The sequence below is a fragment of the Cryobacterium sp. Y29 genome, from assembly GCF_002929825.1.
GTDB lineage: Bacteria > Actinomycetota > Actinomycetes > Actinomycetales > Microbacteriaceae > Cryobacterium.
Genome location: NZ_PJJN01000028.1, coordinates 140,610 through 162,820, shown reverse-complemented (window position 1 = coordinate 162,820; position 22,211 = coordinate 140,610). Strand labels below are relative to the sequence as shown.

At 65.1% G+C, this 22,211-nt stretch carries 18 protein-coding genes and 1 tRNA gene; 5 read left to right on the top strand and 14 right to left on the bottom strand.

Features of this window, described 5'->3' with window-relative positions; genetic code table 11:
• Positions 1-20: 20 nt before the first annotated feature.
• The 8 genes from CXY74_RS04990 to hisS form a co-directional block, all read right to left on the bottom strand.
• On the bottom strand, positions 21-491 hold the full coding sequence (locus CXY74_RS04990) for a hypothetical protein (RefSeq protein ID WP_104199401.1): 471 nt from the start codon (positions 489-491) through the stop codon (positions 21-23).
• 487 nt (positions 492-978) lie between these two features.
• A tRNA-Leu gene (locus CXY74_RS04985) sits at positions 979-1,055 on the bottom strand.
• Between the two features lie 74 nt (positions 1,056-1,129).
• Positions 1,130-2,614, bottom strand: coding sequence for an NAD(P)/FAD-dependent oxidoreductase (locus CXY74_RS04980; protein WP_104199400.1), 1,485 nt, complete (start codon positions 2,612-2,614; stop codon positions 1,130-1,132).
• Between the two features lie 25 nt (positions 2,615-2,639).
• Positions 2,640-4,058 (bottom strand): S8 family serine peptidase, encoded by a 1,419-nt coding sequence (locus CXY74_RS04975; protein WP_233193221.1) that lies wholly within the window; start codon positions 4,056-4,058, stop codon positions 2,640-2,642.
• Entirely contained in the window at positions 4,055-4,597 is a 543-nt protein-coding gene (locus CXY74_RS04970; protein ID WP_104199398.1) for a DUF501 domain-containing protein, read from the bottom strand. The genes CXY74_RS04975 and CXY74_RS04970 overlap by 4 nt, the downstream gene beginning before the upstream one ends.
• Positions 4,594-5,112: a septum formation initiator family protein gene (locus tag CXY74_RS04965; protein ID WP_104199397.1), complete on the bottom strand. Its 519-nt coding sequence runs from the start codon at positions 5,110-5,112 to the stop codon at positions 4,594-4,596. Before CXY74_RS04965 ends, CXY74_RS04970 begins: the two co-directional genes overlap by 4 nt.
• Positions 5,113-5,228: 116 nt before the next feature.
• Positions 5,229-6,509, bottom strand: coding sequence for a phosphopyruvate hydratase (eno, locus tag CXY74_RS04960; protein ID WP_104199396.1), 1,281 nt, complete (start codon positions 6,507-6,509; stop codon positions 5,229-5,231).
• 149 nt (positions 6,510-6,658) lie between these two features.
• Positions 6,659-7,912, bottom strand: coding sequence for a histidine--tRNA ligase (gene hisS, locus CXY74_RS04955; RefSeq protein ID WP_104199395.1), 1,254 nt, complete (start codon positions 7,910-7,912; stop codon positions 6,659-6,661).
• Between the two features lie 176 nt (positions 7,913-8,088).
• On the opposite strand from hisS, the gene CXY74_RS04950 reads away from it, so the two are divergent.
• Both CXY74_RS04950 and CXY74_RS04945 read left to right on the top strand, forming a co-directional pair.
• Positions 8,089-9,060: an ABC transporter ATP-binding protein gene (locus CXY74_RS04950; RefSeq protein WP_233193220.1), complete on the top strand. Its 972-nt coding sequence runs from the start codon at positions 8,089-8,091 to the stop codon at positions 9,058-9,060.
• Positions 9,057-10,148: an ABC transporter permease gene (locus CXY74_RS04945; protein WP_199183147.1), complete on the top strand. Its 1,092-nt coding sequence runs from the start codon at positions 9,057-9,059 to the stop codon at positions 10,146-10,148. The genes CXY74_RS04950 and CXY74_RS04945 overlap by 4 nt, the downstream gene beginning before the upstream one ends.
• Positions 10,149-10,169: 21 nt before the next feature.
• Here CXY74_RS04945 and CXY74_RS04940 read toward each other — a convergent pair whose 3' ends face one another.
• On the bottom strand, positions 10,170-11,000 hold the full coding sequence (locus CXY74_RS04940; RefSeq protein ID WP_104199428.1) for a MazG family protein: 831 nt from the start codon (positions 10,998-11,000) through the stop codon (positions 10,170-10,172).
• Positions 11,001-11,138: 138 nt separating this feature from the next.
• Here CXY74_RS04940 and nhaA point away from each other — a divergent pair, with 138 nt between their 5' ends.
• On the top strand, positions 11,139-12,509 hold the full coding sequence (gene nhaA / locus CXY74_RS04935) for a Na+/H+ antiporter NhaA (RefSeq protein ID WP_104199394.1): 1,371 nt from the start codon (positions 11,139-11,141) through the stop codon (positions 12,507-12,509).
• Positions 12,510-12,603: 94 nt separating this feature from the next.
• Here nhaA and mfd read toward each other — a convergent pair whose 3' ends face one another.
• The 3 genes from mfd to CXY74_RS04920 are packed head-to-tail and all read right to left on the bottom strand — an operon-like array spanning position 12,604 to position 17,519.
• A complete protein-coding gene (gene mfd, locus CXY74_RS04930; protein WP_104199393.1) occupies positions 12,604-16,233 on the bottom strand; it encodes a transcription-repair coupling factor in 3,630 nt (1,209 codons plus the stop codon).
• Positions 16,234-16,275: 42 nt separating this feature from the next.
• Positions 16,276-16,860 (bottom strand): aminoacyl-tRNA hydrolase, encoded by a 585-nt coding sequence (gene pth / locus CXY74_RS04925; RefSeq protein WP_104199392.1) that lies wholly within the window; start codon positions 16,858-16,860, stop codon positions 16,276-16,278.
• Between the two features lie 59 nt (positions 16,861-16,919).
• Positions 16,920-17,519: a 50S ribosomal protein L25/general stress protein Ctc gene (locus CXY74_RS04920; protein ID WP_104199391.1), complete on the bottom strand. Its 600-nt coding sequence runs from the start codon at positions 17,517-17,519 to the stop codon at positions 16,920-16,922.
• 280 nt (positions 17,520-17,799) lie between these two features.
• On the opposite strand from CXY74_RS04920, the gene CXY74_RS04915 reads away from it, so the two are divergent.
• Entirely contained in the window at positions 17,800-18,513 is a 714-nt protein-coding gene (locus tag CXY74_RS04915; RefSeq protein WP_104199390.1) for a FadR/GntR family transcriptional regulator, read from the top strand.
• Between the two features lie 32 nt (positions 18,514-18,545).
• Here the strand turns inward: CXY74_RS04915 and CXY74_RS04910 are convergent, their stop codons facing one another.
• Both CXY74_RS04910 and CXY74_RS04905 read right to left on the bottom strand, forming a co-directional pair.
• Positions 18,546-19,946, bottom strand: coding sequence for a GntP family permease (locus CXY74_RS04910; protein ID WP_199183146.1), 1,401 nt, complete (start codon positions 19,944-19,946; stop codon positions 18,546-18,548).
• Entirely contained in the window at positions 19,946-20,458 is a 513-nt protein-coding gene (locus CXY74_RS04905) for a gluconokinase (RefSeq protein WP_199183145.1), read from the bottom strand. Before CXY74_RS04905 ends, CXY74_RS04910 begins: the two co-directional genes overlap by 1 nt.
• A 254-nt stretch (positions 20,459-20,712) precedes the next feature.
• Here CXY74_RS04905 and gndA point away from each other — a divergent pair, with 254 nt between their 5' ends.
• Complete coding sequence (gene gndA / locus CXY74_RS04900; RefSeq protein WP_370446123.1) at positions 20,713-22,116, top strand: NADP-dependent phosphogluconate dehydrogenase; 1,404 nt, start codon at positions 20,713-20,715, stop codon at positions 22,114-22,116.
• The last annotated feature ends 95 nt before the right edge of the window (positions 22,117-22,211 follow it).

The window sequence follows — 22,211 nt, the reverse complement described above, 5'->3', positions numbered from 1 at the left end:
CCGATTGAATCCGCCAACGCTTAGCGATCCGGGAAGGCTGAGAGCGCCTTATCCCACTGATTGGCCGACGAGTCGAGATCTGCAGCCGTCACTGCGATTTCCACTAAAAACTGTTCACGCTCATCGCTGCTCTGGCCAACAGGCATGCTTTCACGCGCAAAGTGAACCCTGACCGACATCAACCCGCCCTGATAGCTGCCAACACTAAACGCAAGATTTGGTTCGGTGAATTCGAGCGATGGCACAACCCCGGCGTCTCCACTGACGCTTACGGGGATCTCACCGTTGGCCACGCTGCGCAGCCACGCCGAAATGCGCTTCGCTTCAAACGTCGTCAAACACGGGACGGTGAATTGCCATGCCGCGTCAGGCGTCGACATGTCCCCCTTGATGACCAGCCAATTGTCATCCCACTCATCACCCGCAGGGTTCGCGAACTCATATCGATCAGGCTCCAACGTTACCGACGATTCGTACCCGTTCAACTGCATGGATAAATCCTACTGACCGGGATTCTTGCTAAAGCGCGCGCTCACCATTGCGAAAAGTTCAGCCTCGAGGTCCCGTAAGCCAGACGGTCACCGGGAGACCCAAACACGCACGGAACGCCAACGATGATTCGCAGAGTCTCGAGGCCGTCCCATTCCCAGATGCCTCACCCGAGAAAATGCCCGGTGAATCGGGGAGTTAACAGGGGCAGAAAATTGCACTTGAGATGCGCATAGCGCTGCTGCCTGCCCACGTGCTCACGCGAGGGCTTGTGCAGAACTGTCCCAGGCTCCGGCAACCTCGAGTTGGGCGGCCCGTGCCGCCTCGAGCTGGACGGCGTGGTCGCCAGCGACGGCGGGACCGATCCAGATACCGCCTCGACAGCGGTGCAGTGCCCCTGGATCGTGCCCGAATGATTTCAATTGTGGCAACAGGTTACCTGAGGCACCGGTTGTCGAGTTAAAATCCAGATCAGCGTAGATATATTCGTGGTGCCCCCACTGGGACTTGAACCCAGACTGTGACGATTTTAAGTCGTCTGCCTCTGCCAATTGGGCTATGGGGGCATGCCCGCTGTCGGGCGGCTACAGCGCGGGTATTGTCGGGCGATGATCTCGCCCGACTGTACCCAGCGCAAAACCTACTTCGAAGCGGATGCCCGAGCGGCCGCCTTCTGCCCGACGGTTGCTTGCTTCGCGGGAGCAGCAGCATCTGCTGCAGCAGCCTTCACCGGGGGCTTGCGCGGCGCGCGGGGCGCGCGCGGAGCCGTCGGCGCCTTGGCGGCGGACGCTTCGGCCGTTGCCGGCGGCTTCGGACGCGAAGCGAACTCTTCGAATACAGCGCGCGGGTTCTCAGTGGCGCGAAGCGAGACGACATCGCGACCGAGGAACACGTTGTTGCTCCAGCCCCAGACGACGCGCAGCTTGCGCTCCCAGCTCGGCATGGCCAGGCCGTGGTAGCCGCGGTGGGCGAACCAGGCTGGCAGGCCGGTGATGCCGAGGTTGCCACTCTGGAACACACCGACACCGACGCCGAGACCGGCGACGGCACCCAGGTTTTTGTGCAGGTACTGCACGGGCTCTTCGCCGCGCAACACAGCAACCAGGTTCTTGGCGAGCAGCTTGCCCTGGCGCACAGCGTGCTGGGCGTTGGGTACGCAGTTGCCACCCACACCGCCACCACTCAGGTCAGGAACGCAGCTCACGTCACCGGCGCCCCAGGCGTCAGCGATGATGTCGTCTTCGGTTCCGACGCGCAGGTCGGCGCGAACCCGCAGGCGACCGCGCTCCTCGATGGGCAGGTCGGTGTGACGCACGATCGTGGGGTTGGCCATGACGCCGGCAGTCCAGACGACGAGGTCGGTCTCGAAGGTCTCTCCGGTCGAGAGTTCGATCTTGCCGTCGACCGCGCTGGTCAGCTGGGTGTCGAGGTGAATCTTCGCGCCGCGGCCGGCCAGGTTGTCGATGACCCACAGGCTCGTCTTGAGCGAAACTTCGGGCATGATGCGGGCCATGGCTTCGATGAGGTGAAAGTTGGTCTCTTCGAAGCTGATCTCCGGGTACAAGGTGAGCAGCGAGGTGGCGAAGGAACGCAGCTCGGCAAACACCTCGATCCCGGCGAAACCGCCACCGACAACGACGAACGTCAATAGGCGTTCACGCTCGGGGCCGGCTGGCAGAGCGGCAGCGCGGTCGAAGTTGGTCAGCACACGGTCGCGAATGGCGACGGCCTCTTCGATGGTCTTGAGGCCGATGGCCTGGTCGGCGATGCCGGGAATGGGGAAGGTACGCGACACCGCGCCGGCGGTGACCACAACGATGTCATACGCAAATTCGTACGGCTCGCCGATTGGCGGCGTGATCGTGGCGGTTTTCTCCGCGTGGTTGACGTAAGAAACCTTGGCAGAGACGACGTTGGTCTTTTTGAGGTGACGACGGTGAGACACGACCGCGTGGCGGGGCTCGATGGAGCCGGCAGCGACCTCCGGAAGGAAGGGCTGGTACGTCATGTACGGCAGCGGGTCAACAATGGTGACCTCGGCTTCGCCGGATCGTAGCCATTTCTCGAGCTTCCACGCCGTGTAAAAACCGGCGTAGCCGCCACCAACAATGAGAATTTTGGGCACGATGAGAAAGCCTCCTACATGATTATTATTGTGCGAAATCTTTGGGGTTGCGCCGAATTCGCTTGATGTGCCGAGTGGCCCCAATGCCTAACAGCGTTACTAGGATACCAAACACCACGAGTACAGCGAGCGGCAGACTGATATAGGTCAATGTCAGTTGGCTCGGCAGCCAGGCCGTGAGCACATTTTGGACGGGCAGAGCCGGGTCCTCGTCCGCCGCTGCCGGAGCCTCAGCGACCGGAACTTCGGTGGGAACCACCTCGATTTCGGCACGACGATGCAGTGTGATCCATTCGGTCAGCAGTGCGCTCGGGGTGGCCCCGGTCGCCGGAGCGACATACCGGGTCACCGCGGCGGCAGCGTCGATCAGGCCATTGCCGTAGATCGGGCTCGGAACGGACTGCCCGTTGGCGTTTGCGGTCGCGATGACACGGTTCATGACGCCCGCCGCATCGAGATTTGGATAAGCCGCTCGCACGAGGGCGACGAGCCCGGAAACGATCGGCGCGGCCGCGCTGGTTCCGTCCCACTGAACGTAACTGGAATCGGGCATGACGCCGACGAGTTTTTCACTCGGAGCGGCGATAGCGATCGTGATGCCCTGCGAGGACGCATCGAAGCTCGCCGTTTTGTTGCGGTCGACACCCGCCACGGTCAGAACGCCGGGGATCGTCGCGGGAGCACCGACCTCGGTGGTGCCGCTCCCCCGGTTTCCAGCCGCTGCCACCACGACGACATCGTTGTCAAAGGCGTAAAGAAAGGCCTCATCCCAGCTCTCCGGCCAATACAGCGTGTTCCGGGTGAGCGACATGTTGATGACGTCGGCGCCGTTGTCCACAGCCCAGCGGATGCCCTGCGCGATCTGGTCATCGTTGCTCACTGCGGAACGAGTACTGCCGAACCCCACCGACACCGCCAGAACGGATGCTTCCGGCGCCACTCCGATAAGGCCCGTGCCGTCACCGGTGCCGCGACCGGCCAGCAGCGAGGCCACCAGGGTGCCGTGCTCGCCGTCATCGTCGTCACCGGCGACCGGGGTTTGACCGTTTGCGGAGCCGAGACCGGAGACATCCGTTCCCCCGGTCACAACGCCGTTCAACTCGGGGACGCTGCCGTTGACCCCGGAGTCGATTACGGCCACGGTGACGCCCGCGCCCCGCGTGGTATTCCAGGCTTCGGTGAACCCGTAATCGTTCAGCCAGTACTGCAGGTCACGAATCTGGTCGGCATGGGCGGCGGGTGCGTCGAGCACGACGGAACCCGCGACAGTGCCGCCGAAGAGCGCTGCCGTGAGGGCGACCGCCACGCCCGCGCTGACCCGACGTCCATTCGCCCGGCGCCCGCCGGCCCGACACCCACTGACCCGACGCCCATCGGCCCGACGCCCATTGACCCGACGCCCATTGACCCGACGCACACTGACTCGACGCGCAGTTGGAGTCACTCCGGAACCGTCCCGCCGGTCGCGGCTACGGCGGAGTAGTCCAGGCAGACGCAGATCGTCGGCGACCAGGCCGCACGCGCCAGCGCGAGGTCACCGATCGGATTTACGCCGGGTCCGGCGGCCAGGGAGTGCGCGGCGAGGGCGTGCAGGCATTTGACCCGGCTCGGCATACCACCGGAGGAGATCCCGGCGATCTCCGGCACGGTGCCGAGCTGCTCGCGGTCGAATAGAAAACTCTCGTGAGCGGCTTGGTACGCGGCGCGCACCTCGTCATCGTCGGCGAGCAGGTCGTTGTATTCGTTCATGACCTGGGTTGCCTCGAGCGAGGAGATCGCTGCCGTCGCGGCCGGGTGGCACAGGTAGTACAGGGTAGGAAACGGAGTACCGTCAGCCAGCCGGGGAGCGGTGGCGACCACGGTCGGCGCGCCGCAGACGCAGCGAGCAGCGATGCCGACGACGTTGCGGGCAGGGCGACCGAGCTGGGCCGAAACGAGATCGATGTCGGCTGGAGAGAACGGATCGAACGGCGGCCGGGTCACGGAGCCACCGGTTCCGGGGCGTCCGTCGCTGGTGGCGCTGGTGCTGCGGCTTGCGGAGCGAGGCCGGCAGTCATGGTGGAGGCGAACAAGGAACCCAGCCAATCAATTGTGGTGCTTTGAATATTGGTGCTGACCGGACTCGTATCCGCTTCGAGCGGAGCGACAACCGGCAGGTCGTTGATGACGAGAAAACTGATGTCGCCGGGCAGCACGTACGACAACCGTTCGCGTGCCTGCGTCGTGACGTAGGTGCGGTCGTTCCAGCGCTCTCGCTGGCTCGTGAGCTGATCGACCTCAGCTTTCTGGTCGGCGACAGCGGTACTGAGCTGGCTGATCTGCTGCCGCTGCTCGGCGTAGGTGCGCAGGCTCGGCGCAAGCACCACAACGGCGAGGATCAGCACGACCATCATCACGAGCGAAAATCCGGAGAAGCGGATGCTGCGCAGCCAGCCACCGGCGGGGGTTTCGGCCTCTGAAACAGTGGGTTGCCGTAGAACCGGTCGTTTCTGATCCATGACAACTCCTTACGCGGGCGATGAACGTGCTGGTGAAAACGGTAGCAAGTGTGGCTGTGGGCCCCCGATTAGCCGAAGAACGTTAGTCGGGGGCCCCGAGGCGAAGTCGAGCGCTGTTATGCGGTGAAGCGGGGGAACGCGGAGCGGCCCGCGTAGACAGCGGCATCGCCGAGTTCTTCTTCGATCCGCAGCAGCTGGTTGTACTTGGCGACGCGCTCGCTGCGTGCGGGGGCGCCGGTCTTGATCTGGCCGGCATCCGTTGCGACGGCGAGGTCGGCGATGAAGGTGTCTTCGGTCTCGCCTGAGCGGTGCGAGATGATCGCGGTGTAGCCGGCGCGCTGTGCCAGTGCCACGGCATCCATCGTCTCGGTCAGCGTACCGATCTGGTTGACCTTGACCAGGATGGAGTTCGCAGCCTTGAGCGTCAGGCCCTTGGCCAGACGCACGGGATTGGTCACAAACAGGTCATCGCCAACGATCTGCACCTTGTCGCCAAGAGATGCGGTGAGGTGCACGTAGCCGTCCCAGTCGTCTTCTTCGAGCGGGTCTTCAAGGGAGACCAGCGGGTAGTCGGTGACGAGCTCGGCGTAGTACGCGCTCATTTCTTCGGCCGAGAACTTCTTGCCCTCGAAGTTGTAGCTGCCGTCCGTGAAGAATTCGCTCGCGGCGACGTCGAGGGCGAGGGCGATGTCCTTGCCGGGAACGTAACCGGCGATTGTGATGGCTTCGACGATGAGGTCGAGCGCTGCCCGGTTGCTCGGCAGGTTGGGGGCGAAGCCGCCCTCGTCGCCGAGGCCGGTGGACAGGCCTTTGGACTGCAGCAGCGCCTTGAGGCAGTGGTAGACCTCAACACCCCAGCGCAGCGCCTCGCTGAACGATTCAGCACCGAGGGGAACGATCATGAATTCCTGAATGTCGACATCGTTGTCGGCGTGTGAGCCGCCGTTGATGATGTTCATCAGGGGCACCGGCAGGGTGTGCGCGTTCGGGCCGCCGAGATAGCGGAACAACGGCAGACCGGCCGAGCTGGCGGCGGCCTTGGCCACGGCCAGGCTGACGCCCAGGATGGCGTTAGCGCCGAGGCGCTCCTTGTTATCGGTGCCGTCGGTTTCGATGAGCACGAGGTCGACGATGCGCTGGTCGGTCGCGTCGATGTCTTCGACCGCAGGGCCAAGGTCGTCGATCACTGCTTCGACGGCCTTGAGCACGCCCTTGCCCTGGTAGCGGGCTTTGTCGCCGTCGCGCAGCTCATAAGCCTCGAATACCCCGGTGGATGCGCCGGACGGCACTGCGGCGCGGCTGACGGTTCCGTCGCCGAGCAAAACTTCGACCTCGATGGTCGGGTTGCCGCGGGAGTCGAGAATTTCGCGTGCGTCTACTGCCTCAATTAGGGCCACAACTGTCTCCTGATTTGTCGGGGGTGAACGCCTGGGTAGACGCCGGGGTACTGGTCGAATGAAAGTAGGGGTGCGCCGGGTGATCCAGGCGGTTTCAGTCTAACCAAACGCGTCCGCCGATCCGCTGAAGCGGCGTCAGGCGTCAGGCGTCAGGCGCCGAGCGGCTTGAAGTCGAGGTCGACAGCGGCCTGCGTGTCAGCGGTCACGAACGCGAAGCGTCCGTAACCGGCTTCTCCGGCCCGGTCGAGCAGGGCCTTGAGGTTCTTGGTGCGGCGTTCCAGGCGCACCCGCAATCCCCCGGCGACGAGGTCACGCTTGAGGGCGACCAGACGGGCCGAATCGGCGTCTTTCTCGTAAACGAGTACGACAGCGTGCTGAGCGGATGCGGCATCCGCTTGCAGCAGGTCGACAATGCGTTCAAAACCGATCGAGAATCCGCAGGCGGGTACGTCGGTGCCGAGGAATCGGCCGATCATGCCGTCGTAGCGGCCGCCGCCACCGAGGGAATAAGCCAGGTCGGGGTGGGAAATCTCGAAGATGGTGCCGGTGTAATATCCCATGCCACGCACCAGTGTCGGGTCGAAGACCAGGTCGACGCCGGGCAGGGCTGCGCGCAGGTTCGTGAGGTCAGCGAACGCCGCAGTATCGAGCCACTTCGGGGTGCTGTCGCCGAGGGACCAGCCACCGGATCCGAGTTCGGTGAGCAGCGTGGCCAGGTCGGGGGCGTCGATGCCGAGGGTGCCCAGTTCTGCGGCGACGCCGTCGACGCCGATCTTGTCGAGCTTGTCGATCACGATCAAGGCCCGTTCGGTCAGCTCCGCACCGACATTCCAAGAGGCGAGCAGGGCGCTGAGGATGCGCCGGTCGTTGATGCGAATGGAGCACCCCTCGAGGCCGAGCTGGTCGAGCGTCGCGGCCGTGGCGGTGATCAGTTCGATCTCGGCAAGCGGGCCGGCCTCGCCGATGATGTCGATATCGCACTGCATGAACTGGCGGTAGCGCCCTTTCTGCGGGCGCTCGGCCCGCCAGACCGGGGCGATCTGGATCGACCTGAACACGGCGGGCAGTGCGGCGCGGTGGGTGGCGTAGAACCGGGCGAGCGGAACAGTGAGGTCAAAGCGCAGTCCGAGGTCAGCCAGGGACAGCAGGTCATCCTGCTCGGCCGCAGCCGCGACATCCGCTGTGCTGAGGCCGCGCTTCAGCACCGCGAAGGCGAGCTTCTCGTTGTCGCCGCCGAGCCCTGCGTGCAATCGGTCGGAGTCTTCCATGACCGGGGTTTCGATCTCGTCGAAGCCATGCGCCCGAAAACTATCGCGGATGATGCCGAGAGAACGCTCGCGCACGGCCTTGTCGGCGGGGAGGAAATCGCGCATGCCGCGCGGCGGGGTTACTGCAATAGCCATGGGGTAAGTCTCTCAGGTGCTGTCGACGCGATTCACCGTCCACCCCCGAACGGGAGTGCACCCTAGACTCGGGGGAAACAAGCGGGGGTGTGTCGATGTCGGTGACGACAGTTTTCGGGTCTGGCGGGCCTGGCGGGTCTGGCGGGCCTGACGGGCCTGGCGGGCCTGGCGGGATCGTGCCGAGCGGTATCGCGGTGACCGGGGTCAGTCGATCGTTTGGCAGCGTGCCCGCACTGCTCGATGCCACAGTGACCGTTCCGGCCGGGTCGGTCACCGCCCTGATCGGGCCGAACGGCTCGGGCAAAACAACGCTGCTGCTCATGCTCGCCACGCTGCTCACCCCCGATACCGGCAGCATTCGCATCAACGGCCACGATCCGGTCACCGAACCGGAGCGGGTGCGCGCCGTCATGGGCTGGATGCCCGATACCCTCGGCTCCTGGCCGAGCCTGAGCGCCCGCGTGGCCCTGCAGACCACCGGCCGCATGTACCGCATGACCGGCGAGCAGGCCGCCGTGCGCGCCGACGCGCTGATCGCGCTGACCGACCTCGGTGACTTCGCCGACCGGCCATCGCGGGTACTGTCGCGCGGCCAGAAACAACGCCTGAGCCTGGCTCGGGCGCTCGTGCACTCCCCCGGAGTACTGCTGCTCGACGAGCCAGCCTCCGGCCTCGACCCTGCAGCCCGCGCTTCGCTGCGCCAGCTGCTGCGCCGCCTGGCCGGCGAGGGCGCCGCGATTCTCGTGTCCAGCCACGTTCTCGCCGAGCTCGACGAGATGGCGGATGCCGCGGTGTACCTCGCCGATGGGCGCACGGCCAGCCCGGAACAGGTGGCCGCGGCGGGCGCGAGCGCCAGAGCGTGGCGCATCCGCTCCCTCGATGAGTCAGCGTTGGAACGCGCGCTGGCTACCCCCGGCGTGGTCGGCGCCCTCGTGCAGGTTCTCGGTGTGGACCAGCTCGGCACCCTCGTGCAGGTTGAAAATGAGGCCTCCGCAGCCGCCCTACTGCATAATTTGGTGCTGAGCGGGGTGCCGGTGTGCGATTTCGGGCCGGCCGTCGGCAACCTCGAGCACACTTTTCTCGACCTCACGCGGGACAGACCGGCGCGACATAGTTCTGTCGTCGTCAACCCGGAGGTCACGCCATGAGCGACCGTAACCGCCTGTTCCTGACCGGACTCTGGTTGATCGTCACGCTGGAACTGCGCCAGCGGGTGCGCGGCGTCTCCTGGTACGTGCTGCTCGGTGTCTTCATGCTGCTCGTGGGCATCGTCACGTTTCTGCTCTGGCTGGCTACCTCGGCTTGGCTATCCGGCGGCGGCGGGGTGTTCTCGACCATCATTTTCTTTGTACTGCTGCTGGCAACATTGGTGTCGCCGGCGCTGTCGGGCAACGCCATCAACGGTGACCGGGATATCGGTACCCTCGCCACGACGCAGGTCACGCTCATCAGCACCGGCCAGCTCGTACTCGGCAAGTTTCTGGCCGCCTGGATCACCGCGCTCGCCTTTCTGGCGGCGGCGCTGCCGTTTCTCATCTTCGCGGTCGTTCTCGGCGAAGTTTCACTCGGCACGATCACCGTGTCGATGCTGGTGCTCGCGGCCGAGTTGGGCGTGATCGCGGCGGTCGGTGTGGGGTTGTCGGGCATCCTGAACCGGCCGCTGTTTTCGATCGTGCTGACCTATCTCATGGTCGCCGCCCTCAGCCTCGGCACGCTCATTGCGTTCGCCCTGCTCGGCACCGCCACGCAGCAGGAGGCGACGAGCGTGAACTACCAGGTCGTGCAGTCAACCTACGACCAGCAGACCGGCAAGCAGTCGGACATCGTCTGCTCCACCGCCCAGACCTCGACCTACACCGTGCCGCGCTTCGACTATTTCTGGTGGATCCTCGCGGCGAACCCGTACGTGGTGGTAGCGGATGCCGCGCCCGGCAGCTTCGACGCGGGCGGCCGCCCCACCGACCTGTTCGGTCAGATCGCCGTCGGCGTGCGGAGCGCGCAGGCCGCGCCAGAGCTGTATACCGAGTACAACGGATGCGACGAGGCCGCCAATGGGTACGCCGACCAGCAATCCGGCATCGGTCCAACACCGCAGGAGACCTACGACGGCGCGGTGCCCAGCTGGTTCATCGGCCTTTTCATTCACGTATTGCTTGGCGCGGGCGCCCTGGCCTGGGCTTGGCGCCGCACCCGCACCCCCGCGACACACCTCCCGGCAGGCAGTCGCATCGCCTAGCTGTACCTAGCCAGCGGAAGGCTAGGTCGGCAGTGCGATGATGCCGGCATCGAAGGCATTGCCGGCATCGGCGGCATCGGCGGACGGATGCTCGGCGCCGCGAATTTCAGACTGCAGATCGCGCACCGCGGTTCGCAACGCTCGTTCGGCGTCGAGGCCCTGAGCCCGGGCAGATGCCACGATGGCCAAGAGCAGCGGTCCGAGATCAGCCTCGGACTCGATCGGAAGCGGGAAACCGGCGTCCGCTTCGAGCAGGCCGATCTTCTCGGCCCGGCCGAGCACCTTGTCGGCCAGGGCGAGCGCCGGCATGCCGGCCGGAATGCCGTCGAGCACACTCGTGCGCCCCGGCTTCTCCTCGGCCTTGAAACCGTCCCAGGCAGCCGACACCTCCTCGGCCGTCTCGAGGGTGAGGTCACCAAACACGTGCGGGTGCCGCCCGATCATTTTCTCGGTCAGGCGGGCAGCGACATCCTGAATATCGAAGTTCTCCTCCAGGGTATGGGCAGCCAGGTCGGCGTGGAACAGCACCTGGTAGAGCACATCACCCAGCTCTTCGAGCAGGTCGTCCCGGCTGCCGTCTTCGATCGCCTCGATCAGTTCGTGGGTCTCCTCGACCAGGTGGCGCACGAGCGAGGCGTGCGTCTGGTCGGCGTCCCACGGGCATCCGCCGGGCGCGCGCAGCCGCGCAACGGTCGCGATGAGGGTCTCGAGGGGTGTTGCGGCCGGTTGCGTTACGTATGGCGGAACAGCGGATGCCGGATCCACGACGGCGTCTGCCGCCCGCGGCGCTGGCGGGTTCGATTTCGGCAGCGCGGATCCGGCTCGGGCTGATGAAAACAACGGATCTGTCATGGTTGTGCACTCCTCGATCGGTTCCATCGTAAACGGCCGCTTGGGGGCGGTCAGCTGCCTCGTGTATTCTGGGTAACGGTGAGTCGGGAAGTCTGGTCGGCACATCACGAGCGCGCCGGAAATACCAGAGGACTTATTATGACCAAACCATTCCGCCAGCCCACGCCCCAATCGGCCCCGCCCAGTGCCACCATTCTGCGCCGCGGTAGCCATGGCGAAGTCGTGCGCATCTCCAGTATTCTGCGCAAAGAAACCGTCGGCGGTGCCATTTTGCTGGCTGCGACCGTGGCCGCCCTGATCATGGCCAACTCTGGCCTCTCAGACGCGTACTACGCATTGCGCGACTACAGAATCGGTTACGAGCCGTGGCACCTGGAACTGAGTCTCGGCGCGTGGGCGGCCGACGGCCTGCTGGCGATCTTCTTCTTTCTCGCTGGCCTCGAACTGAAGCGTGAATTCGTCGCGGGCGATCTGCGCAGTGTGAGCCGTGCCATCGTTCCCGTAGCCGCCGCCGTCGGTGGCGTGATCGTCCCGGCCCTCATCTATGTACTGATCAACCTCGAGTCGGGCGCCGATTCACTGCGCGGATGGGCAATTCCCACCGCGACCGACATTGCGTTTGCCGTTGCCGTCCTCGCCGTAATTGGGTCGAAGCTTCCGCCGGCCCTGCGCATCTTTCTGCTGACTCTCGCCGTGGTCGACGATTTGCTCGCCATCACGATCATCGCCTTCTTTTACACGGACGACATCGCCGTTCTGCCACTCGTGCTGGCCCTGGTCCTGATCGCGCTGTTCTGGATGTTGACCCACAAATTCTCCTACTTCTTCGGCACCAGAGCCTGGGCCGCGTGGCTGATACTGCTGCCTCTCGGCTTCATTGTATGGGCGCTCGTGCACGGTTCTGGCGTGCACGCGACCGTAGCCGGTGTACTTCTCGGCTTTGCCGTGCCGGTGCTGCGCAGCAAGCGCGGCGGCGGGCCCAATGCAGGCCCCGGCCTGGCCGAAACACTCGAACATAGAATCCGTCCGCTGTCCAGCGGAATCGCGATACCGGTGTTCGCCTTCTTCTCCGCCGGCGTCACCATCGGCGGCGCCGATGGCCTATACCGGGCGCTCACCGACCCGGTTGCGGTCGGCATCGTTGTCGCTCTCGTCGTTGGCAAGCCGATCGGCGTGTTGCTCGCGACTTTCATTGTGACCAAGACCACGAAGGCGGCGCTCGACCCCGATCTGTCGTGGATCGACGTCACCGGCGTCGCCGTGCTGGCCGGTGTCGGTTTCACCGTGTCGCTGCTGATCAGCGAGCTTGCTTTCGGTCAGGGCAGCCCGCACGACGACCACGCCAAGGTAGCCATTTTGGTCGGTTCGCTCCTCGCCGCACTCCTGGCCACAGTGATCCTGCGCTTGCGCAACCGCCACTATGGGCGCATCGCCGAGAAGGAGGCCATCGACAGCGACAACGACGGCATCCCGGATGTCTACGAGCCGGAACAGGCGTCGAAAGGCTAAGCGGAGCATCCACGTGCACGCCCGCTAACCCGCAGCACCGTCGTTGACCCAGCGACGGTGCTGCATTCTTTGATGCCGCGGTGCTGCTTGACTATTAGCCGGCCGGGAGCGCGCTCGGCACGGCCGGCGGGAAGATCGCCGCCAGCAGCGTCTTGGTCCATTCGATCAAGGCATTGTCATCGAGCGGTTCACCGTTCGGGCGCGGCATCGGTACGCTCAGCGCACCGGTCGCCGACACGTACCGCGAGCCCGGGTACATCCGCTGCAGGCGCACCTGCATCGAATCGGCCAGGTCGGCCGGCGCCACCCGCAGGTTCGAGCCCATAGCCACGACCTCGCTGAGGTTCGCCTGCTGGGCCTGCCAGCGCAGCCGCGACACAGCCACGAGGTTCTGCACCGGCACGGGCGGTTCACCGTACCGGTCGGTGAGCTCGTCGAGCACGAGGTCGATCTGATCATCGGTCGCCGTCGGTGAGCTCGCACTGGAGAGCTTCTGGTACGCCTCAAGGCGCAGGCGCTCACTGTCGACGAAATCGTGCGGAATGTGCGCGTCGACCGGCAGCTCCAGCCGCAGCTCGGTCTGTCCCTCGGCGACGTCCCCGCGGAAGGTGCTCACAGCCTCACCGATCATGCGCAGGTACAGGTCGAAGCCCACACCGGCGATATGCCCGGCCTGCTCGCCGCCGAGCAGGTTGCCGGCGCCGCGAATCTCGAGGTCCTTGAGCGCCACCTGCATGCCGGCGCCGAGCTCGTTGTTGGCGGCGATGGTGGCGAGCCGGTCGTGGGCGGTCTCCGACAATGGCTTGTTCTCGTCGTACAGAAAGTAGGCGTAGGCGCGCTCGCGCCCACGCCCGACCCGGCCGCGCAGCTGATGCAGCTGACTCAAACCGAACTTGTCGGCGCGGTCGATGATGATGGTGTTGGCATTGTTGATGTCGAGGCCGGTCTCGATAATCGTGGTGCAGACCAGAATGTCGAACTTGCGCTCCCAGAAATCACCGACCACCTGTTCCAGCTGCGCCTCCGGCAACTGCCCGTGCGCGATCGCAATGCGCGCCTCTGGAACGAGCTCGGCGAGCTGCGTGGCCATGCGGTTGATGCTCGTGACCCGGTTGTGCACGAAAAAGATCTGGCCTTCGCGCAGCAGCTCCCGGCGGATGGCGGCGCCAACTTGCCGCTGCGAGTACGGCCCGACAAAGGTCAGGATCGGGTGTCGGTCTTCGGGCGGCGTGGCCAGGGTCGACATTTCACGGATGCCGGTGACCGCCATCTCGAGCGACCGTGGGATGGGTGTCGCGCTCATCGCGAGGATGTCGACGTTGGTCTTGAGCTTCTTCAGGGCGTCTTTGTGCTCGACGCCGAAACGCTGTTCCTCGTCGATGATGACGAGGCCGAGGTCTTTGAAGATGATCGACGGTGACAGCAGCCGATGGGTGCCGATGACGACGTCGACGGTGCCGTCGAGCATGCCGGCGATGGTTTCGCGCGATTCCTTGTCGGTTTGGAACCGTGACAGGGCGCGCAGGTGAATCGGGAATCCGGCGAAGCGTTCCTTGAACGTCTCCATGTGCTGGCTGACCAGCAGGGTGGTCGGCACGAGCATGGCGACCTGCTTGCCGTCCTGCACGGCCTTGAAGGCGGCACGAATGGCCACCTCGGTCTTGCCGAAGCCAACGTCGCCGCTGAGCAGCCGATCCATCGGAATGGGCCGTTCCATGTCGGCCTTGACTTCGTCGATGGTGGTGAGCTGGTCGGGGGTCTCCACGAAGGGAAACGCCTCTTCGAGTTCACGCTGCCAGGGAGTGTCCGGCCCGAAGGCGTGCCCCCTGCTGGCCATGCGCGCCGAATACAACTTGACGAGCTCAACGGCAATGTCGCGTACCGCTCGGCGCGCCTTGGTCTTGGCGCTCGACCAGTCGCTGCCGCCCATCTTACTCAGGGTCGGTGCCTCGCCACCGACGTAGCGGGTGACGAGGTCGAGCTGGTCGGTCGGCACGTACAGCCGGTCGCCGGCGTGCCCGCGCTTCGACGGTGCGTACTCCAGCACGAGGTATTCGCGGGTGGTCTTGACCGGGTTGCGGCCGCCGCTGGACACCTCACGCTGGGTCAGTTCGAGAAAACGGCCGATACCGTGCGTCTGGTGCACTACGTGGTCGCCGGCTACGAGCTGCAGCGGGTCGACGACGTTCTTGCGGCGGCTGGCGAGCTTCTTGATCTGCCGCTCGGAGTACCCGACGGTGCGCCCGTAGAACTCCGACTCGCTGATCAGCGCGAGCTTGCTCTGCGGCAGCTCAAAACCGTGATCGACGGATGCCTTCAGCAGGTAGGCGATACCCGGTTCCGGTTCCAGCGGCCATACCTCTACCACCCGCACCGGCAGCTCGCGCTCGGCCAGCACCTGGGCGGCCCGTTCGACCAGACCGGCGCCCTGGGCCACTATGCCGACGACCCAGCCGTCGTGCAGCCGGGAGGCGACGTGACCCACGGCTCCGTCGACGCTGCCGGCGAAGGTGGGAACGGCATCCGCTTCGATGCGAATGGTGAGCAGCTCGTCCATCTCGAGGTGTTCGGGTAAAACCGGCGCATCGGTCGGTGCGGCCTGGAATGTGCTCAAAGTCCACCAGTTGTGACCGGAGGCCGGTGCGCCCGGCGCCGAGTACATCACGCTGTCGCGTAGGCGCCCGAGGGTGAGAAAGTCGCCCGATTCCAGATCGATCGGGGCGTCGGCGCCAGCCGTCGCGGCGCTCCAGGCGGCGCCGAGAAACTCACGGTTGGTCTCGGCGAGGCTGATCGCCCGGCTCGCGACCCGTTCCGGCGAGATCACGGCAACGGCGGCGTTGGTCGGCAGATAGTGGGTGACGGGCACCAGCCGGTCGACCAGCGCCGGCGCGAGGCTTTCCATGCCCTCGACTGGAATCCCCTCGGCGATCTTGGCGAGCAGACCGGCCAGGCTCGGGAATTCATGCTGCATCTCGCGGGCGCGTTGCCGCACGGCAGGGCTGAGCAGCAGTTCTCGGCTGGGCGGCAGGCTGACCGTGTCGACGACCTCGGGCAAAGATCGCTGGTCGGCGACGCTGAACAGGCGAATCTGCTCGACCTCGTCGCCGAAGAACTCGACTCGGTACGGGTGCACGGCGACCGGCGGAAACACGTCGAGGATACCGCCGCGCACGGCGAACTCGCCGCGCCGGGTGACCATGTCGACGCGGGCGTAAGCGAGGTCGACCAGCTGCAGCACGATCGCCGAGAGATCATGGCCGCGGGCGCCGACCGTGAGCTCGATCGGTTCGTAGTCGGTGAGGTTATCGGCGACCGGCTGCAATGCTGCCCGTACCGAGGCGACGACGATGAGCGGATGCCGCGTGGCCGGGTCGGCCGCCTGCCAATCACGCATGCGGCGCAGGGCGTGCAGGCGCTTGCCGACGATCTCGGCGCTCGGGCTCAGGCGCTCGTGCGGCAGGGTCTCCCAGGCGGGAAAGTCGATGATTTCAGCGCTCGTGGCGAAGCAGCCGAGGTTTTCGCGGATCGCCTCCGACTCGCGGCCGGTCGCCGTGATGACGAATAGGGCCTGGGCATCGCCGCGGCGCAAGTCGAGCAACGCGGCGAGCAGCGCGGCGCGCAGGCCTTCGGTCAGCGAGAAATCAGCATCCCTGCTGGCGTAGGCGAGGGCGTTGTCGAACGTGGAGGCGCGCGCGAGCGCTGCGATTAAGCCCTGAAGGATCACTGAATGAGTCTACGCACTGGCACCGACAGCGCCGAACTCGCCTTAGGACGGCGAGTGGAACTTCTGCTGAGCGGCCACGACGCCGTCGGAGGCGATGAGTTCGACCGCGTCGGCGGCATCCGCTATCAGATTGGGCAGAACGCCGCGCTCGGCGGCAGCGAAGTCGTGCAGCACGAAATCGGCCGGATTTTGGCGACCCGGCGGGCGCCCGATGCCCATGCGAATGCGAATGAAATCGTTGGTTCCGGTGGCAGCGATGATGTCGCGCAGGCCGTTGTGACCGCCGTGACCACCGCCGACCTTGATCTTGAGCGTGTCAAAGGGCAAGTCGAGATCATCGTGCACGACGATGAGCCGTGACACGGGCAGTGAATAGAAGCGCAGCAGCGCTGCGACCGGGCTGCCGGAAACGTTCATGAACGTGGTGGGCTTGGCCAGCACCAGCTTGGGACCGCCGGGCGCGAGGTGCCCTTCGGCCACGAGGGCGGCCGTTTTGTGACGCTTGAAATTTGACGCGAGACGGTCGGCGAGCTGCGCCGCCGCCATCTGACCGACGTTGTGCCGGTTGCCGGCGTAGTCGGGCCCGGGGTTGCCGAGCCCGACTACGAGCCACAGGTTCGTATCCAGGGGAGTCCTCCGTTTGCGGGGGTGAAAGCCCAGACGGAACCAGTTGATGCCTGCTCCTACTACGCGGCCGGGGTTCCGGCCGTGATGACCTCGGTCTCGGCTTCTTCCTCGTCTTCGCCACGCGGGGTGTGGATGTAGACGACGAGGGCCTCTTCGTCGGTGATCAACGTGGCGCCGGAGGGCAGGGGAACGTCCTTGGCGTGAACCTGGGCGCCGTCTTCGAGGCCCTCGATCGACACGGTGACGTTTTCGGGGATGTCGGTCGCTTCGACCTCGAGCAGCAGGGTCTTGATGTCGAAGTCGGCGATCGTGCCGGGGAAGGACTCGCCCGACATGTGCACCTGAACTTCAACCTGGACCTTTTCGCCCTTGCGCACGACGACGAGGTCGATGTGCTCGATGATGGCCTTCACCGGGTCCTTCTGCACGTCCTTGACCAGAACGAGCTGCTTGGCACCGGCAATGTCGAGCTCGAGGATCATGTTGGCGCGACGCAGCAGCAGGGCGATACGGTGGGCCGGCAGCGACACGTGCACCGGCTCGGTGCCGTGACCGTAGATGACGGCAGGAATCTTGCCGAGCACACGTAGCTTACGGGCCGCGCCCTTGCCAAAGCTTTCGCGCGGTTCAGCGGCGACGGCGGTAACTTCTTTAGCCATGGTATTTCTCCTTGCGGGGCGTGAGCCCAGGTCGTGGTTCGCGGGTCGAAGCCCGAGAAAGTGGGGTACTGATTCAACTCGAACGCATGTCAGCGTGAGGAAAAGCCCAAGGCCTCGTCCGCCGCGTCGATCACGGATGCCGCCGGCCCAACAGTCTGGCCCGGCAGAATCCCTCGCCGAAGTTCGTCTTCAAGCTTACACCGTTCGGGCCGGTACCGCACCCCGGGCGTGTCGCGCACTGCGGCTGCGGCTGCGCCTCGCCAGACGTTAGGGTCGGAGCATGTCATCGAGCCTGCATAACCGCGTGATCGACGCGGTGGGCACCCGTATCGTCGACGGCCACACGCCGGCCGGCACGGTCATGCTCTCAGAGCAGATCGAGCGCGCCCAGGGGGTCAGCCGATCGGTCGTGCGCGAGGCGGTACGCGTGCTCGCTGCGATGGGCCTGGTCGAGTCGGTCAAGCGCGTCGGAATTCGGGTGCGTCCGCAGTCAGGATGGAATGCGTTCGACCCGGTGCTCATCCGCTGGCGTTTGGCCGGAGCGGGCCGGGGCGCGCAGTTGCGCTCGCTCACCGAGCTGCGGGCATCCGTCGAGCCGATGGCCGCCGAGTTGGCCGCCCAACACTGCCCGCAGGCGATGTCGGGCGAGCTCATGACCGTGGCGGCGCAGATGCGCACGGTGGGACGTTCCGGTGACCTCGAACGATTTCTGGCTCTGGACATCCATTTTCACCGCCTCGTGCTGCACGGATCAGGCAACGAAATGTTCGCCAAGCTCGACGAGGTGATCGCCGCCGTACTCTCGGGGCGCACCGGCCTCGGACTCATGCCTGCCCACCCGCACGAAACCGCGCTGCAGTGGCACGTCGACGTGGCGGACGCCATTCAGGGCGGCCACCCCGTGCGTGCCCGCGAGTCGATGGAACTGATCATGCGGCGCACCATCGCCGAAGTTGAAGAGTCCTGGGCGCACACTGCCCGCATTTTTTTCTAGAGCGCGGGCGGGCACCGCACGAACCGATCAGATCACAGCAGGCTGGCCACGAGGTAGATGGCCGCGGCAATCGTGAAGCCAACGATTCCGACGAGGGCTTGACCGACCGTCCAGGTCTTGAGCGTGGTTTTAGTGTCCATGCCGAAGAATCTGCTGACCAGCCAGAAACCGGAGTCGTTGACGTGCCCAGCGAAGACCGACCCGGCAGCGAGCGCCAGCACGATCGCGGCGAGCTCGACCGGGTTGAACGTGGCATTGCCCATCACGACCGGCTGAAGGAGGGCCGCTGTCGTGGTGAGGGCCACCGTTGCCGATCCCTGCGCGATACGCACGAGGGCGGCGATCACAAAACCAGCCACGATCACGGGCAGACCGATCTCATCGAGCGACTCGGCCAGTGCGTTGCCGATTCCGCTGGCGCGCAGCACGCCACCGAACATTCCACCGGCGCCGGTGATGAGGATGACTGCCGAGACCGGGCCGAGCGCGCTGTCGACGACGGATTCTACGAGCGTGGCCGACTTGCGCTTTTTCCAGCCCAGTAGGGCCATGGCCAGCACCACGGTGATGAGCAGGGCGACCGGAGTCTCGCCGATGGCGCGCAGGACCTGTACCCAGGCGTCGTCGAGGGAGACGAGTCCGGCGGTGGCTGCCATGTTGAGGCCGGTGTTGAGGAAGATTAGTCCGATCGGCAGCAGGAGCAGGGTCATGATGATGCCGACGCGGGGCGCGGAGGCGAACTCGGTGAAGTCGCCTGTGCTGCCGCGCAGGATGGACGGCACAGGAATGTCGTACTTGCGACCGACGTATCCACCGAACAGGTGGCCGACGACGTACCAGGTGGGCAGGGCAACCAGAAGACCGAAGATCAAAACGAGTCCTACGTCAGCTCCGAGTAGGCCGGTCGCCGCGACAGGCCCCGGGTGCGGCGGCACGAAGATGTGCATGACCGAGAAAGCCACGGCCGACGAAAACGCATAGCCGAGAAACGATCCGCCGAGGCGACGAGCGACGGCGAAGATGATCGGCAGCATGACGACAAGGCCGGCGTCGAAAAAGATCGGAAAACCGAGCATGAGCGACGCGACTGCGAGGGCAATCGGCGCGCGCCGTTCTCCAAACCTATTGATCAGGGCGTCCGTCAGTACCTGCGCTCCACCGCTGGTTTCCAGCATGCGGCCGAGCATGGCGCCCAAGCCGACGAGCAGGGCGACCCCGGCCAGGGTGCCGCCGAAGCCTTCAAGCAGGGTAGGCATGAGGCGGACGGTCGGAATGCCGGTGGCGACCGCGGTGAGCAGACTCACGATGATCAGCGACAGGAACGCGTGCACCTTGAACTTCATGATGAGCACGAGGAGCACCGCGATCGCGCCGGCGGCAACGCCGAGCAGAGCGGGGGTGCCGAGCACCCAGTTCATTTCAAGATCGGTCATCAGTGAGCTATCCCTTTGTGTATCAAGCCGACGAGTTCGTCGGGAGTGTGGATGAGGTCGACGCGCAGTCCTGCTTCGTCGGCCGCGAGTGGTTCGAGCGTCGCGAATTGCGAGTCGAGCAGTGTGGGTGGCATGTATTCGTGGTTGCGGTGGGTGAGACGATTCGCGATGAGTTCCCGGCTGCCGTAAAGCTCGGCGAAGACGAGGGTCGGCACGAAGGCGCGCAGAAGATCGCGGTAGCTGCGCTTGAGGGCGGAGCAGGCGACGACAACGGGTTCACCCTGGGCAACGGCGTCCGCTATCGTCTCGGCGATGCGGGTCAGCCATGGCAGGCGATCCTCATCGGTAAGCGGATGCCCAGACGACATCTTGGTGCGCGCGGCCACGCTGTGCAGGTCGTCACCGTCGAGAAATCGCAGGCCACGGGCATCCGCCAGTGCGCGGCCGATAGTGGATTTACCACACCCCTGAACTCCCATCACGACGATAGGGGTGTGAAAGTAGTTAGGCATAGTGCTCCGCTCCGCTGGGCCGCTGCTTCATTACATAGGATCACAGCGCGAGCAACGCGCAATAAATCAGATTACAACGAGCACGCTAACACTTATATCTGTTTCAAAGAAATCGCGCGTGTCCCCCGCTTGTGGGACTAATCAGGCCCGTGCGCTAAACTCGTAGGCGGTCTGTTCAACACAGTCCCAAAGGAGAAAACGTGTCAGAGTCCGGTTCAGCACAGGCAAATATCGGTGTCGTCGGTCTGGCGGTGATGGGTTCCAACCTGGCCCGCAACCTCGCAGGCCGCGAAGGAAACACCGTCGCGGTCTACAACCGCTCCCCCGAACGCACCCGCCTACTCACGACAGAGCACCCCGAGGCGAATTTTGTCGCCTCCGAGAACATTGCCGATTTCGTCGCCTCGCTGACCAAACCGCGCACCGCCATCATCATGGTGCAGGCCGGACGTGGAACCGACGCCGTCATCTCTCAGCTCTCTGAGCTGTTCGAACCCGGCGACATCATCGTCGACGGCGGCAACGCCGACTTCACCGACACCATCCGCCGCGAAAAAGAGCAAAGCGCCAAAAGCATAAACTTCGTCGGCGCCGGCATCTCCGGTGGCGAAGAGGGCGCCCTCAACGGCCCGAGCATCATGCCCGGCGGCTCGGTCGAGGCGTACAAGACCCTCGGACCCATTCTTGAATCCATCGCCGCCGTCGTCGACGGCGTGCCGTGCGTCACCCACATCGGCACCGACGGCGCCGGCCACTTCGTCAAGATGATTCACAACGGCATCGAATACGCCGACATGCAGCTCATCGCCGAGGCCTACGACCTGCTGCGCAAGGTCGGCGGGCACTCCCCCGAAGCCATCGCCGATATCTTCACGGACTGGAACGACGGGGAGCTCAACAGCTACCTGATCGAAATCACCGCGGAGATTCTGCGCCAGGTCGACGCCAAAACCGGTCAGCCGTTCATCGACGTCGTCCTCGACGAGGCCGGCTCCAAAGGAACCGGTGTCTGGACCGTGCAGAATGCTCTCGACCTCGGCGTTCCGGTCGGCGGCATCGCCGAGGCGGTTTTCGCCCGCGCCGTCTCAAGCCACCCCGAGCAGCGCGGACCGGTGCGTGCCAGCATCACCGGCCGGCCCGAAATCGCCGTCGTCGGCCACACCTTCCAGGAAGACGTGCGCCAGGCGCTCTACGCGTCGAAGATCGTCGCGTACGCGCAGGGTTTCGACGCGATCATCGCCGGGGCCACCAAGTACAACTGGAACATCGACAAGGGCGCCATCGCTACCATCTGGCGTGGCGGTTGCATCATTCGCGCCCAGTTCCTCAACCGCATCGTGACCGCCTACGATAACGACCCGTCGATCTCGAGCTTGCTTGTCGACCCGTACTTCGCCGAGGCCGTCGCCGCCGGCGAGGCAGCCTGGCGCCGAGTCGTCTCGACCGCGGCGCTCTCGGGCATCCCGGTTCCCGGCTTCGGTGCCAGCCTGAGCTACTTCGACTCGCTTGCCAGTGAGCGGCTGCCAGCCGCTTTGGTGCAGGGACAGCGCGACTTCTTCGGAGCGCACACCTATCACCGCGTCGACATGCCCGGCACCTTCCACACCCTGTGGTCCGGCGACCGCACCGAGATCGTCACTGAGGCTTCCACGCACTGACCATCCGTGTTGCCGGCCGGCGGCATCCGCTCACCCTCGTCGGGCAGAGCGGATGCCGCCGGCCGACTTGGGTTAACCAGTCACTTCACACTCGG

What these genes read in the sequence shown, in the direction of transcription:
- CXY74_RS04990 (WP_104199401.1), bottom strand. Translation starts at nt 491, where the DNA reads ATGCAGTTGAACGGGTACGAATCGTCGGTAACGTTGGAGCCTGATCGA.
- CXY74_RS04965 (WP_104199397.1), bottom strand. Translation starts at nt 5,112, where the DNA reads ATGGATCAGAAACGACCGGTTCTACGGCAACCCACTGTTTCAGAGGCC.
- hisS (WP_104199395.1), bottom strand. Translation starts at nt 7,912, where the DNA reads ATGGCTATTGCAGTAACCCCGCCGCGCGGCATGCGCGATTTCCTCCCC.
- CXY74_RS04945 (WP_199183147.1), top strand. Translation starts at nt 9,057, where the DNA reads ATGAGCGACCGTAACCGCCTGTTCCTGACCGGACTCTGGTTGATCGTC.
- CXY74_RS04940 (WP_104199428.1), bottom strand. Translation starts at nt 11,000, where the DNA reads ATGACAGATCCGTTGTTTTCATCAGCCCGAGCCGGATCCGCGCTGCCG.
- nhaA (WP_104199394.1), top strand. Translation starts at nt 11,139, where the DNA reads ATGACCAAACCATTCCGCCAGCCCACGCCCCAATCGGCCCCGCCCAGT.
- CXY74_RS04920 (WP_104199391.1), bottom strand. Translation starts at nt 17,519, where the DNA reads ATGGCTAAAGAAGTTACCGCCGTCGCCGCTGAACCGCGCGAAAGCTTT.
- CXY74_RS04915 (WP_104199390.1), top strand. Translation starts at nt 17,800, where the DNA reads ATGTCATCGAGCCTGCATAACCGCGTGATCGACGCGGTGGGCACCCGT.
- CXY74_RS04910 (WP_199183146.1), bottom strand. Translation starts at nt 19,946, where the DNA reads ATGACCGATCTTGAAATGAACTGGGTGCTCGGCACCCCCGCTCTGCTC.
- CXY74_RS04905 (WP_199183145.1), bottom strand. Translation starts at nt 20,458, where the DNA reads ATGCCTAACTACTTTCACACCCCTATCGTCGTGATGGGAGTTCAGGGG.
- gndA (WP_370446123.1), top strand. Translation starts at nt 20,713, where the DNA reads ATGGGTTCCAACCTGGCCCGCAACCTCGCAGGCCGCGAAGGAAACACC.